We start from the raw sequence: 14189 nt of genomic DNA on the forward strand, positions 1-14189 counted from the left end.
TCTGCACTATGGATTTGTACCAAGAATTATTTACTTGCCCCATTTAATAAGGTTCCAAAATCTTTCATGAAAGAAATAAAGAATCATTTTTGTTACAAAGTCTATTGATGCAATGGATGCCGCAACAGAAATCTTACCAGTTAGGATATAAGATACAATCAAGGTATCCAAAGTCCCTATCACCCTCCAACTAAATGCCTTTGCTATGCTACGAATAGGTTTTTCAGATGTACTATCTTCCTTGTAGCTTGTTTTAGCACTCTTTTTATTTAAAATAAGTTGATCTGCAATCATCTTTATTATATATTTTTATTACCCTACTAATTTAATAGAGTTTTCAAAACTAATACATAATTTCTAAATACTACTACAAAAACAAATAAAAATTATAATTACCCTATAGATTTAGTAGATTATTAAATCTAAAGCCATATTTCTGAGGATTTTATAAACAGAAAGTGTCACAACGTATTATTTTGGAAGTATATCCGCAAGGGTATTACTCTTGTATACCGCTAAATTTGCATCCCTAACCATTAGCATTAACTTATGAACCGCACAGGTAGCTTCATCAGGACAATCTTCACATTTTTCATAGAAATTTAGGCTAACACAGGGGACCATGGATATTGGTCCTTCCAGAACACGCATTACATCGGTCATTAAAATTTCTGAAGGATCTTTAATTAAATAATACCCCCCTCCTTTTCCCTTCTTGGAACCTAGAAACCCCGTTTTACGAAGTGACAGCAAAATACTTTCCAAAAATTTTTGGGAGATATTCTCCTGTTCGGCTATCTCTGCAATCTGTACGGGTTTTTTATCTTTTTGCAACCCTAGGTAAGCTAGTGCTTTTAGTCCGTATTTTGTTTTTTTTGAGAGCATTATGCTAAGATAACAAAAAACCTAGGCTATTTACGTAAATCAACATTCTGAAGCATAAACAAAACTGCAGATAATACCATACCAATTACAATTGCCATACCCTATCTTAAAATCAAATTATATACATTGTATTCCTGAAAATAAAACTTTACATTACGTTAAATTTAGCAACATGTCCAGACCGAAATATACCATAACCACAAAACCTTTTTTAATTACCCTAGTTTGTCTATTTCTGTATACAATAAGCTGTAAACAGAGCAAAGAACCCATAAACAATGAAATAGACATTGATAAAAAATGGTGGAAAGAGGCTATTTTATATCAACTATATCCACAAAGTTTTAAAGATAGTGATGGAGATGGTTTTGGAGATTTTAAAGGTATTATTGAAGAACTTGATTATTTAGAAAGTCTTGGTATCACCATGGTATGGATGAACCCATTTTTTGAGTCACCCTTGGTAGATAACGGTTACGATGTAAGTGACTACAGGGCAATTCTTTCCAGATATGGCACCATGGAGGATTTTGATGTGATGTTAAAGGGAATGCATGATAGGGGAATAAAATTCGTATTGGACGTAGTGGTAAACCACAGTAGCAATGAACACCATTGGTTTAAGGAATCGCGTAGCTCACGTGATAATCCCTATCGCGACTATTACCATTGGTGGCCGGCAGAAAAAGGGGAGCCACCCTATCGCCACAGCCTTTTTGATCCAGAGGGGGCTTGGGAATACGATGAACAGACCAATAGTTATTACCTACATACTTTTGCTGAGGCACAACCCGACCTTAATTGGGAAAATCCAAAAGTACGCCAAGAGGTTTATGATATTATGCATTTTTGGGCCAAGAAAGGTGTAGATGGCTTCCGTATGGATGCTTTCCAATTTGCAAGCAAGGACACCACTTTTCCAAAATGGCCAGAGGGCCACGAAAAGGATTTTATTAAATGGTATGGTTTACGTCCACAACTTCATGGGTACCTAAATGAAATGTATAACGAAGTTATAACCAAATACGATGTTTTTGCGGTTGCTGAAGGTGCGGGAAGTACTTTTGAGGATGCCCATATGTTAGTTGATGCTGACCGAAATGAACTACAAATGGCTTATCATTTTGAAACGGTAGACTTATCTAGAACACCTGCTGGTTATACCTTAAAAGAATTCAAGGATGTTTTCACAAAATGGGACCAGGCATTTTCTGAAAAAGGCTGGATTTCCATTTTTCTTTCCAATCATGACAATGCCAGAATGGTTTCTCGTTTCGGAAACGACAGTGAGGAATTTAGGACGGTATCTACACAAATGCTGAATACTTTTTTAATGAGTATGCGCGGTACTCCTTATTTATATTATGGGGATGAATTAGGGATGACCAATATTGACATGCCCAACATAGATGATTATGTAGATATTGATGCCAAAGGAAAATACCAAGCTGCCTTAAAAACAGGTCAGGATTTGGATGAATTTATGCAGCTATTAAACTATAGTTCCCGTGAGAATGGCAGAACTCCAATGCAATGGGATACTACTAGTAATGCTGGCTTCACAACGGGCACACCATGGAAAAGAGTGAACCCAAATTACAAGGAAATAAATGTTAAAGCACAAGAGAAAAATCCAAATTCGGTGCTATCCCATTTTAAAAAGATGACCGAAGTACGTAAAAAAAACCCCGTATTGGTCTATGGGGACTATGACCTATTATTTCCAGAGGATGAGCAAGTCTATGCCTTTAAAAGAACATTAGGTTCAGATAAAGTAATGGTCATTCTAAATTTTTCGGACAAACAGGCTTTAGTTAATTTGGAGGACAAATTAAATGCAGACCAAATTATTATCAATAATTACGAAGATTTTAATCTCAATGGCAGTTCCTTGGAGCTAAACCCGTACCAAGCAATCGTAATAGCCTTGGACTAGAATAGTACACAGGCCAGAATTGCATCTTTTACAAAATTAGCGGTATTTGTAGCGTCCACCCAGCGCGTATTCTGAATACAAATGTAGCTAAAGGATATCTTATGGATCCTTCTAAAAACAGTTTGGTCGCAATTAAATTACCTTGCCCATTACTTCACATTAAGCTTAAGTCGTTTCACTTGCCATTTTGGCCGTTTCACTTAAAATCCAATCATTTTAGCTTGGGTTCCCAACTACATTTGTTCAAGAAATAATTGTAAAACGAATCATAATCTAAAAAAATAAAAAACATGAAAAAAGCAAGTGTATTATTAGGTATCGGAATACTGTCCCTTTTGTTACTTTCCTTTGCGGGTAAACCCGAATGCGAAAAATCAAAGGAAAACCAACAAGAATTGAACACTATAGCGGATTTACAAAATAACTTTGTAAATGAAATGTATTTGACACTGAACACCGAACCGGTGAACATTGATGAAATTACATTTATTGAAATCGAGGAAGAAATCGATTTAGGTTTCAATACTGCTGATTATCTACCCATTGGGTTTAACGCATACCAAGGTATGGATTTTACTATTGACGACATCGATTTTACCGATGATGAAGAAATTGACCTTGGTTTTGACACTTCGGTTTACCTTCCAAAAGGTTTCAACGCCTATGTAGGTATGGAAATTGAGCTTGAAGAAGTAATTGCTGACTTAGATATAGACGACTTATTATACTTGTTAGAGGAAGAAGAAATTGATTTAGGTTTTGACACTGCTAAATACCTTCCAGAAGGTTTTGATGCCTATGCCAAATAAGCCATCATAATTCAAAAACAATCTGCCTTTAGTACAAACTAAAGGCTTTTCTTGTTAGAATACCCCACCGTTGATTCTAAATAACATAAAAACGAGTACCACAATACAAGTGCAAAACAGTATATTTAGACTATAAAATAATGAAGACAAATCCCATTTCACAGGTAAAGCAAACTCAGCTTACAAAGATCTCACTATTGGTAGCCATTTTGGTATCCTTGCCAAAAACCTTGTTTATCTATAATATGATATCCAGAGGAAGAATGGATTTTTCAGATGTATCCATGTCAGATTTTCTGCTTCAATTCCTATTTTTCTTTTTATTTTCTTGGATTGTTCTACAAATCAGTGCGAATTGGGTGTACCTTTTTATAAAAAACCCCGCTATAAGAATAATAGCAAACATAGGCTTGGGTATCGTTGTTTTGGGTTTGTTCCTACAAGTACTTTTATTTATTTATCCTTTTTTAAATGGTCATAATTTGTCTAGGGAAGAGCGTGGATTTTTATTCTTCAACTATATCACACTTTTTCTAATTTTATTTTTTGTTGCTAGGGTACTAAGACTACAGGTTATACAGAAAGAAAACCTGATAGAGAATGAACAGTTGAAACAGCAGAGCCTACAAAATGAACTTACTGCCTTAAAGAACCAGATAGACCCGCATTTTCTGTTTAATTCCCTAAACTCTTTAAACTCATTAATTCGCGACAATACAAAAGCCACGGCCTTTGTTACCAAACTTTCGTTTATGTACCGCTATATTTTACAAAGCAGCGATAGGGATTTAGTTCTTGTAAAAGAGGAACTTAAGTTTTTAGAGAGTTACATTTATTTAATTGAGACCCGATACCGTGATCGCTTTTCTATCTCCATAGCTATTGATGAAGGTGATTTGGAGAAAGAAGTCCCGCCTTTGGCACTTCAAGTGCTGGTAGAAAATGCCGTAAAACATAACGAAATATCCCAATCCAATCCATTACTTGTCAAAATTTACTCAAAAGACGGTATGATTTGTATAGAAAATAAGATACAACCAAGAACAACCCTATCCGAAGGCACGGGCAATGGGTTATCGAACCTTGAAAAACGTTATTATTTGTTAGGGAAACAAACACTGGCCATCACCAACAACAACCACACTTTTTGTGTTAAAGTACCACTCCTATAAAAATCATGAAGGTTATTATAATAGAAGATGAAATTGCGGCAAGCGAAAACCTTGCCTATCTACTCGGAAAAATAGACAACACTATAAGGGTGGTCGATGTCCTTGATTCCGTTAAGGCATCTGTCGAATACTTTAGCCAGCCAAGAGACATAGACCTTGTTTTTTTGGATATCCATTTGGCAGATGGACTTTCATTTGAAATCTTTGACACCGTCAAAATTGATGCCCCCATTATCTTTACCACAGCATATGACCAATACGCACTAAAAGCTTTCAAGGTTAACAGTATCGACTATTTGTTAAAGCCTATTGATGAAGAGGAACTCTCTTCAAGCTTAGTACAGTACAGATCACAAACTAAGGGAAAATCTCTTGCAAACGAACAAGTTACAAGTTTATTGAATTTAATAAAAGACCAACACAAGCCCTTTAAAATCACATTTTTGGTAAGCCATAGAGATGAACTGATCCCTTTGCGCATAGAACAGTTGGCCTATTGCTATATTGATACCGGCATTGTAAAAGCCAAGACCCAAGATAACCGTAGCTATACCATAGATAAAAAATTGGAAGACCTCGAAAATGAGTTGGACCCCACAGTTTTTTGTCGTGTTAACCGCCAATTCATCCTATGCAAGAACGCAGTTACCAATATCAAACAATATTTCGGTGGCAAGCTGATCGTAAATGTAAGCCCTCCTTTTGAAGAACGCATAATCATAAGCAAGGCAAAAGCACCTGATTTTAAAAAGTGGATGGATTCTTAAATAAATATTTCAGAAAAGTAAACCCGGGAATACCCAAAAGGAAAATTAGACAGACTTAATTATAATATGGACGATAAAAAAATGGATATTTTTGAACCATCAAAAAGAAGGTCTGGATTGGGATGCTTCCACTATCCTTCCTAGGGTAGCCATTGGCAAAAATTCAGTAAATACCGCGGGAGATTAGGTAATCAATGATATACCAAAAAACACGATGCTGGCAGGTGGTCCCGCAAAAGTTATTAAGGAACTCTAAAGTTGATTTTTTATCCAAAACAAAACTAATATTGTTAGCTGAGCCACTCATAGCGCACTTTGAAACCTACCTCCCCTTTGAAAAGGAAGAGGTGGACTTGATAGAAAGCCGGATTTCCTATAGAAACCTAAAACGTAGGGAACATATCATGGTTTCTGGGGAGGTTTGTCGCCACTATACTTTTGTGCTTAAGGGAATATTACGTTTATATGTCTTGGACGATGAGGGTAAAGAGCATAACATCCTCTTTGCCGGGGAGAACGAGTGGATTTCCGATATCACCAGTTTTCATGCTACACGTCCAGGGCTATCCAATATACAGGCGATAGAGGGCTCTGAAATAATTCAAATCAACCAAGAAGATCTTTATCATCTATATCTCAATATCCCTAAACTAGACCGCATATTTAAAGTTATTACCGAAGAAAAATATGTAGAATTACAGAACAGGGTCTTTCACACTATAAGTTCCACCGCACAGCAACGTTATCTCGCTTTTTTGGAACAATATCCACATTTAGCCAACCGTCTTCCAAATACGCAGGTGGCTTCCTATTTAGGCATCACACCAGAATTTTTAAGCATCATACGTAAGGAATTGGTTCAAGGCAAATCCACCAAATAAGGTATTGGTCCTATTTCTTAAACTAGTTTAAGGGTACATCTTTTTTGTTGTCCCCACCTTTGTGCTCTTAAAAATAAAACAGCTCAGACATGAAAAAATACCTTATTTTAAGTTTCTTGTTTTTCTGTACGTCTATAACGTATGCACAAAAGCTCAAATTAAAAAAACAGATCTTTGAACTGCACAACGTAACAGGTTCCATCATCAAGTTTCAAGGAAAGAAAGTTCTGAAAATTGAACGTGATTTGGAGGCCCTTCCTTTTGATGAAAATAATATAGAAGCCACTGTAGATGAGCCCCATTATGCTCGGCTCGTTGGTCTGGAAGACTTTAAAAACGGCACTATAGAAGTTAAAATGTACAGCCAGTTACAGGACCCCGCACCCTACCCTGGAATTGCAGGATTCATCGGTGTTTACTTCAGGATAAAACCAGACGACTCAGCATTTGAAGAAATTTATGTTAGACCCAAAGTGGGCAGGGTAAATAACCAACAATATAGAAATCATGCCGTACAATATATTTCATATCCCCATGCCAAATTTGATATGTTACGAAAATCGGATCCTGGCAAATATGAAGGTTCAGCTCCCGTAGCCTTAAATGAATGGATAAAAATGCGCATTGAAATCAATGGAGATTTTGCTGAAATGTTCATCAACGATTTGAAATACTCCACCTTTGTAGTTGATAATATGTTGGGTGCAAACAAAATTGGAGGCCTTGGCCTTTATGTGGATATAGGTACCATTGGTTTCTTTAAGGATTTAAAAGTGACCAAAAGGGCATATGACCCAAATAAAAATAATACCACTAAGGTGGATGATATTTAATCGTTAAACCATTTAAAATTTAAAACTATGAATACTATTAAAAAACTAGGCCTATTATCCGTACTTTTCTTAAGTATGACACAAGCAAATGCACAATCTGTTACAGAAATAATTACAGAATGGGAAAGGGCCAAAGCCTATACATTAGAATATTTGGAGGTCATGCCAGCAGACAAATATGATTTTAAGGCAACACCAGAAATACGCTCTTTTGCACAACAAATGCTACACCTTACTGATGCCAATTATGGCTTTACCGCCGCAGCTACGGGTATTGAAAGCCCTGTTGGAATGGGAGAATCTGAAAAAAGCACGGATACTTCCAAAGAAAATGTCACCAAGTTGGTAACCGCAGGGTATGATTTTGTCCTTGCCGAACTTAAAGGTTTACAGGATGGGGATCTGTCCCAACCCGTAAAGCTTTTTGGCAGGTTTGAAATGACCAAAGGACAGGCCTTGAACAAGCTTTTTGAACATCAAACCCATCACCGAGGACAAACCACGATATATATTAGACTTGCGGGCGTTACCCCTCCCAATGAAAAATTGTTCTAAAGCTATTTAAATTGACAACAAGGCACAACGCTATACATTGCATTTCCAAAGAGATTGTAAAAGATGCCCCGACCATAGTATTTCTGCACGACTCACTGGGTTGTGTAGAACTTTGGCGGGATTTTCCAAAAAGATTAGGTAATCAAACCCAATGTAACGTACTAGTGTATGACCGTTTGGGTTATGGACAATCCAACCCTTTTTTGAAAAAAGCACGTACCAAAGACTATCTTTTGAAGGAAGCCATGTTCTTGAAAACACTTTTGAAAAAATGGCATATTGATAAGCCAATTTTATTTGGTCATAGCGATGGAGGGTCAATTGCCCTACTTTTTGCTGCCCTTTATCCGAATGAGGTATCCGGCATCATTACGGAGGGCTCTCACGTTTTTGTGGAAGAAATTACCTTGGAAGGGATTAGGGATGCGGTGAAGTTATATACGGAAACCAATCTAAAGGAAAAATTGAGGCGTTACCATGGAGATAAGACGGAAGCCCTATTTTGGGCATGGGCCAATACCTGGTTAGCGGATGACTTTAGAAGTTGGAATATGGTTGATCAATTAAATAATATAACTTGTGATGCATTAATAATACAAGGTCTGGATGATGAATATGGCACCTTAAACCAGGTAAATACTATCCTAAAACATTCCTCAGGAGAGCCAAAAAGCTTTCTCCCTCCCCATGTGGGACACACACCACATAAGGAAATTCCAGAGGAAGTTTTACAAAAGTCCGCGGATTTTATCTTGTCCCTAAAAAGGAAATAAAAATTTACAACACAACAAATGCCTCTAAAAAATTAATAATGAAATGAGCCATAAAAAATCTTAATACCCACCGAGATGATTATTGACGAATTACATCTGACCAGAAAAACAATAAAATTAAACAGATGAAAAAATTACATCGAATCATAATTCTCTTTTGTCTTAGTATCAGCATTCAGCAGATTCAATCCCAAAAAATAAATTACGGGGACAATTCCGCTGCCGGACACTATGTACAGACCGAAGATGCCAAATTGTATTATGAAATATATGGGGAAGGAGAACCCATTATTTTGCTTCATGGGGGTATTTTGGGCTATATGGATGAAATGGCAGGTTTCATTGAAAAGTTAAAACCGAATTATCAGGTCATTGCTATGGCAACGAGGGGACACGGAAAATCTGAAATAGGTTCTAAAACCATCACATACGAACTTAAAGCAAATGATGTCATTGATGTGATCAATGCCGTTACCCAGGACAGCGTTACCGTTTTAGGGTTTAGCGATGGTGCTTACACGGCCTATAAGGTGGCAAGCTTGTTTCCCAATAGGGTAAAGAAATTAATTGCTATTGGTGCGGGTGAACAAATACCAGGATTGCGCACCGTGAATTTTAACGGTCCAATTTTCGACCCCAATAATGAGATCTGGACAAAGAAGAAAAAATTAATGCCAGAACCTGAACGTTTGGAGCAATTTTGGAAAGATATGCAGCATTTTTACAATAACATGGTGGCTAGTAAGAAACTTTTCAATAGCATAAAATGCCCAACATTGGTTCTGTCAGGGGAATTGGACCGTAATGCCCCCTTGGCCACGGTAATTGCAACCTATCAAATGATCCCGGATAGCCAATTGGCCATAATTCCTAACACAGGCCATGTAACCTTTATGGAGAATTTTGATGCGGTTTGGGCTAGTGTAAAACCGTTTTTAAACGAAAAGTAGTTTAGACTTTAAACCGATACATATAAGGGGCCCTATTTTGGGCCCCTGTGAATTTCTTGCCTAAACGTTCCAACACATCCAATTCCAGTATTTTTTTCTGAAAATTGTTCATAGGAAACGTCTTGTTATACACCGTTTCGTATAGTTGTTTAACCTCTTTCATGGTAAAGGTTTCCGGCAACAGCTTAAACCCGATTAACTTTTCATCCAAATTTTGACGTAAAGCCTTTAAAGCATATGACACTATTTCATTATGGTCGTGGGTCATTTGGGGCAAATCTTCCAAACTTTTCCAAACCAATTCCGATTCAAATTCACCCGGTTTGGGATTTACCTTATCAATATCCACCAAAGCATAATAACCAATACACACAAAACGACTGGTCATCCAATCTAAAGTAGCATCATCAACCGGTCCGTTTTTGTAGGTCGTTAAAGCTTGACGTATTTCATTTTTATGGGCACTGGCTACAATACGGTTCTCATTACCAAAAACCCTAAACTGCTCCAAATAAACATCGCTTAGTTTCGTATGCAGTTGTAAGACCCGAGCCGCCGCATGGTCCGTACTCTCGGTTTTTTCTACATATCCCCCAGGCAAGGCCCAAAGGTCATTTCCGTAATTCAAATGGGCTACCAAGACATGTAACGCTTTGTTTTTGTAACCAAAAACAACACAGTCAATAGATAAGTTGGGCAAATAACGTTCTGGGCTTAATTCATTCATTTTACAAATACCAATACAGTTTTTTATAGTTGCAATATCACGTTATTAATCGCTTCACACAAAATATTTCAAACAAATCTCAGATAAAAACAATTTTATTTTCTTTTTTTTAGAAAATAAAAACTATATTCGTTTTCAATAAAAGACAACAATACTTAAACTTAATAAAATGAAAAGACTATATCATTTGTTTATTAGGATTCGGTCGCTATTATTGTACCGTCCTATAAAATGTATCGGGATTTTACTTATACTGCTTCCCCTAAAGTTCAACGCACAAAGCTCTAATGACTCTTTAGCAGTGATACAACTACTACAAAAAGAAGGACTTACCTGGCGTTTGGGTGACCGGGAAGGTCATGCAGCGTGTTGGCAAGAACGCCCATACAGTAAAATTTTGATCGCCACGAAAGACGGCAATATGTTAGACATACCTGTATCGGCAATTATAAATCCGTCCGACGATATGATCGGAGGTGGTGGTTTTGCCGTACACACCAATCATAAAATGGCACTTTATGACACTAATGGCTGGGTAAGCCATGATGAAGTGTCCATTGATAAGTTTGGCAAGGAAACCCATTCCTATGAAATGCGAATGCTTGAAAAAATAAGTGGTAATTGGAAACTTGTGGGCCAAACAGGTTTGTTCTTCGATGCAAAAAAGGAAGGGGCCAAAATAGACACCACTAGTTATGTGCATACCGTAGATATAAATACAGGTTTAATTGAGACTCCCCTTGTGACAAAAGAACATTTTGAGGCTCCTAACTGGCATCCAGATGGTTATCTAATTCTTAACAGTAAGGGCAAATTACACACCTTGGACCTGACAACAAAGGAACTAAAAATACTAAATACCGGGTTTGCCGACAGAAATAACAATGACCATGTGATTTCTCCCGATTTAAAATGGCTGGGCATTAGCCATGTTGATGATGCCGACCCTTCGCCAAAAGCCTATAAATCAAAAGTGTATTACCTCCCCATAGAAGGTGGGGAACCTATTCAAGTGACCACCGAGGTCATGTCCTTTTTACACGGATGGACTCCGGATAGTAAGACCGTTGCCTACACTGGCGAACGGAACGGGAATTTTGATATTTATACCATGGATATACGTGGAGGCAAGGAAAAGAGGCTAACAAGAACCAAAGGCCTTGATGATGGCCCCGATTACTCACCCGACGGAAAATATATTTATTTGAACAGTTATAGAACCGGGCATATGCAAATTTGGCGCATGCGTGCCAACGGTTCTAAACCGGAACAACTTACCTTCGACGAAAATTCTAACTGGTTTCCCCATCCTTCACCGGACGGAAAATGGATAGTATACATAGCCTATATGTCAGACCAAAAAGAGGCGCACCTTTTCGGTAAACAAGTAAAGTTGCGTCTCATGAATCTGGAAACCAAGGAAATCACGGATCTTACTCCCGAGTTTTTTGGCGGACAGGGAACCATAAACGTGCCTTCATGGAGCCCAGACAGTAAAAAGGTCGCTTTTGTTAGTTATTCTTTAAATTAAACAAACCACATAACAATGAAAAATAATGATCAAAAAGCAAGGAGGCGATTCCTTCAACAAATAGGTGCTACCGCATTAGCATCCACCGCATTTCCACTATCCTCCTTGGCCCATAAGGAACAGGCCGAGGTACGATTGATGCGTTACAGCAAAAAAATCGGTTCCAATGACACTATTAGGATTGGGGTTATCGGTTATGGTGTTCAGGGTCATTTTGACCTCAACACCGCATTAAGGGTTCCCGGGGTGGAGCTTGTCGGTATTTGTGATTTATACTCCGGTAGGTTAGCAAACGCGAAGGAGCAGTTTGGAAAAGAACTGTTTACCACCAAAAATTACAAGGATATCCTAGACAGAGAGGATATAGATGCCGTTCTTATTTGCACCATCGATATCTGGCACGCCCGAATAGCTTTGGACGCTCTGGCAAAAGGTAAACATGTGTATTTGGAAAAGCCCATGGTATATAAAATAGATGAGGGTTACGATGTGATGAAAGCCGCTGCAAAAACGGACAAAGTCCTACAAATAGGAAGTCAGCGGGTAAGTAGTGTGGGCTATGCCAAAGCAAAAGAGCTTTTGGCAGATGGCGCCATAGGAAATCTAAACATGGTCAACGCTTCTTGGGATAGGCAAAGTTCCATAGGAGCTTGGGAATATACCATTCCTGCTGATGCCAGCCCGGAAACAACCAATTGGGAACAGTTTATAGAAATTACGGAAAAAACAGAGTTCGATGCCAAGAAGTTCTTTTGGTGGCGAGCGTTTAGGGAGTTTGGAACCGGTGTTGCGGGCGACCTTTACATTCATCTATTAAGCGGTACACACTTCATCACCAATTCCCAAGGCCCTAACAGCATATACAGTACAGGGCAATTCAGTTACTGGAAGGATGGCAGAAATATGCCCGATGTGATGTCCGGGGTAATGCAGTACCCGGACAGTGATGAGCATCCCTCATTTCAACTAAACCTGCATGTGAACTTTATAAGTGGTACTGGGGGAAGTGAAATCATTCAATTAGTAGGTTCAGAGGGCGTCATCGAAGTCCATGGAAGCGATATAACCCTAAAACATAGTAAAATGTCAGAGGCTCCGGGATTTGGAGGATATGATTCGGTATTCACATTTTCAAAGGATATGCAAGATAAGCTTCAAAAAGAATATGATGCCAAGTGGACAGACGAGCAAAAGAGACGTAATCCTAAAGGTGACATCATCTATAAAGCTCCCGAGGGTTACAGCGACCACTTAGATCATTTCACCAATTTCTTTGATGCCATAAGAACTGGCAAAAAAGTAGTGGAAGATGCAGAATTCGGATTTAGGGCCGCAGCACCCGCCCTAGCCTGTAACGAGAGTTATTTCAATAAAAAAATAATGCATTGGAATCCAAAAGAAATGAAACTAATTTAAAATTACATTGTAGACCCTGTTCAATTCAACATCCTAAATTCTTTGGGTGAATGTCCCACTTGTTGTTTAAACAATCTACTAAAATGCTGCGGGTATTTAAAACCCAGTTCATAGGCAATTTCACTGACTGATTTATTGGGATCGAAAACCTTTTGTTTGGCGATCTCAATAAGTTTGGTCTGAATGTATTCTTGAGCGGAATGCCCCGTTTCTTTTTTAACCAGATCACCAAAGTAATTAGGCGATAAATACAACTCTTCAGCAAAATACCCTACCGTAGGCAACCCCTGTTTTTGAGGTTTGTCCGAAGAAAAATAGTCATTCAGCAACCGATCAAAACGTTCCAGGGAACCTTGGTGCGGAATTTCCCTTGTCAAAAATTGACGGTCGTAAAACCTTAGGCAGTAATCTAGTAAGAGTTCAATGTTGCTTACAATGAGCTTTTTGCTGTGTTTATCTAAATTCTGTTCCAATTCATATTGAATTTTATCCAATACACTCAATATAAGTTCACGTTCCCTGTCAGACAGGTGAAGGGCTTCCTTTACCGAATACGAAAAAAAATTGTAATGATCCATTTTTCTACCCAACTCGCTACCCAACAATAAATCTGGGTGAAAAATCAACGCATAGCCTTTTGGCTCATAATCCGGATCATAACTCAGACCAACTTGCTGTCCCGGACCCATAAAAACCATAGAACCTTCATCAAAGTCGTATTCCCCTCCACCATATCGTAACTTGCAGTTTTTAGCATCCTTTAAGAAAACAGCATAACAGTCAAACTGTAATTCATCATAGGAATAGTCAGGATATGAATCGCTACGTGCATAGTCCAACATACTTACTAATGGATGTGACGCTTTAGCGCCACGCCACTTAAAATAATCTGCCACCGTTTTTATATGGTATCTATTTTTCATACTGTTTGAATTTCATTTTAAAGATAAGGCA

Annotated in this window: 15 protein-coding genes; 11 read left to right on the top strand and 4 right to left on the bottom strand. The window is 38.1% G+C overall.

Going from position 1 to position 14189, the window contains the following annotated elements; all coding sequences use genetic code 11:
- Nucleotides 1–30: 30 nt before the first annotated feature.
- Both ACOCEA_RS11705 and ACOCEA_RS11710 read right to left on the bottom strand, forming a co-directional pair.
- A complete protein-coding gene (locus ACOCEA_RS11705; RefSeq protein WP_420756431.1) occupies nucleotides 31–294 on the bottom strand; it encodes a DUF2061 domain-containing protein in 264 nt (87 codons plus the stop codon).
- A gap of 177 nt (nucleotides 295–471) precedes the next feature.
- Nucleotides 472–885: an RrF2 family transcriptional regulator gene (locus tag ACOCEA_RS11710; protein ID WP_420756432.1), complete on the bottom strand. Its 414-nt coding sequence runs from the start codon at nucleotides 883–885 to the stop codon at nucleotides 472–474.
- A gap of 172 nt (nucleotides 886–1057) precedes the next feature.
- Here ACOCEA_RS11710 and ACOCEA_RS11715 point away from each other — a divergent pair, with 172 nt between their 5' ends.
- The 9 genes from ACOCEA_RS11715 (at nucleotide 1058) to ACOCEA_RS11755 (ending at nucleotide 9561) form a co-directional block, all read left to right on the top strand.
- Nucleotides 1058–2821, top strand: coding sequence for a glycoside hydrolase family 13 protein (locus ACOCEA_RS11715; protein WP_420756433.1), 1764 nt, complete (start codon nucleotides 1058–1060; stop codon nucleotides 2819–2821).
- Nucleotides 2822–3111: 290 nt separating this feature from the next.
- Nucleotides 3112–3630: a hypothetical protein gene (locus tag ACOCEA_RS11720; RefSeq protein WP_420756434.1), complete on the top strand. Its 519-nt coding sequence runs from the start codon at nucleotides 3112–3114 to the stop codon at nucleotides 3628–3630.
- A 140-nt stretch (nucleotides 3631–3770) separates the two neighbouring features.
- Nucleotides 3771–4802: a sensor histidine kinase gene (locus tag ACOCEA_RS11725; protein WP_420756435.1), complete on the top strand. Its 1032-nt coding sequence runs from the start codon at nucleotides 3771–3773 to the stop codon at nucleotides 4800–4802.
- A gap of 5 nt (nucleotides 4803–4807) precedes the next feature.
- Nucleotides 4808–5569 carry a LytR/AlgR family response regulator transcription factor gene (locus ACOCEA_RS11730; protein WP_420756436.1) on the top strand — a complete coding sequence of 254 codons (762 nt, stop codon included), beginning with the start codon at nucleotides 4808–4810 and terminating at the stop codon, nucleotides 5567–5569.
- A 287-nt stretch (nucleotides 5570–5856) separates the two neighbouring features.
- A complete protein-coding gene (locus tag ACOCEA_RS11735; RefSeq protein ID WP_420756437.1) occupies nucleotides 5857–6450 on the top strand; it encodes a Crp/Fnr family transcriptional regulator in 594 nt (197 codons plus the stop codon).
- An 89-nt stretch (nucleotides 6451–6539) separates the two neighbouring features.
- Nucleotides 6540–7283, top strand: coding sequence for a hypothetical protein (locus ACOCEA_RS11740; RefSeq protein ID WP_420756438.1), 744 nt, complete (start codon nucleotides 6540–6542; stop codon nucleotides 7281–7283).
- A gap of 27 nt (nucleotides 7284–7310) precedes the next feature.
- The gene (locus tag ACOCEA_RS11745; protein WP_420756439.1) at nucleotides 7311–7838 is read left to right on the top strand and encodes a DinB family protein; all 528 of its coding nucleotides are present in this window, start codon (nucleotides 7311–7313) and stop codon (nucleotides 7836–7838) included.
- A gap of 11 nt (nucleotides 7839–7849) precedes the next feature.
- The gene (locus ACOCEA_RS11750) at nucleotides 7850–8611 is read left to right on the top strand and encodes an alpha/beta fold hydrolase (protein ID WP_420756440.1); all 762 of its coding nucleotides are present in this window, start codon (nucleotides 7850–7852) and stop codon (nucleotides 8609–8611) included.
- Nucleotides 8612–8736: 125 nt separating this feature from the next.
- Nucleotides 8737–9561 (top strand): alpha/beta fold hydrolase, encoded by an 825-nt coding sequence (locus tag ACOCEA_RS11755; RefSeq protein ID WP_420756441.1) that lies wholly within the window; start codon nucleotides 8737–8739, stop codon nucleotides 9559–9561.
- Nucleotide 9562: 1 nt separating this feature from the next.
- Here the strand turns inward: ACOCEA_RS11755 and ACOCEA_RS11760 are convergent, their stop codons facing one another.
- Nucleotides 9563–10288, bottom strand: coding sequence for an NUDIX hydrolase (locus ACOCEA_RS11760; protein WP_420756442.1), 726 nt, complete (start codon nucleotides 10286–10288; stop codon nucleotides 9563–9565).
- A gap of 169 nt (nucleotides 10289–10457) precedes the next feature.
- Here ACOCEA_RS11760 and ACOCEA_RS11765 point away from each other — a divergent pair, with 169 nt between their 5' ends.
- Nucleotides 10458–11819, top strand: coding sequence for a TolB family protein (locus ACOCEA_RS11765; RefSeq protein WP_420756443.1), 1362 nt, complete (start codon nucleotides 10458–10460; stop codon nucleotides 11817–11819).
- Between the two features lie 15 nt (nucleotides 11820–11834).
- On the top strand, nucleotides 11835–13235 hold the full coding sequence (locus ACOCEA_RS11770) for a Gfo/Idh/MocA family protein (protein WP_420756444.1): 1401 nt from the start codon (nucleotides 11835–11837) through the stop codon (nucleotides 13233–13235).
- 20 nt (nucleotides 13236–13255) lie between these two features.
- On the opposite strand, the gene ACOCEA_RS11775 is transcribed toward ACOCEA_RS11770, so the two are convergent.
- Nucleotides 13256–14158: a helix-turn-helix domain-containing protein gene (locus ACOCEA_RS11775; protein WP_420756445.1), complete on the bottom strand. Its 903-nt coding sequence runs from the start codon at nucleotides 14156–14158 to the stop codon at nucleotides 13256–13258.
- Nucleotides 14159–14189: the final 31 nt, after the last annotated feature.

Origin of the sequence: Maribacter luteocoastalis, from assembly GCF_048890225.1 — a bacterium.
Classification (GTDB): Bacteria; Bacteroidota; Bacteroidia; order Flavobacteriales; family Flavobacteriaceae; genus Maribacter; species Maribacter luteocoastalis.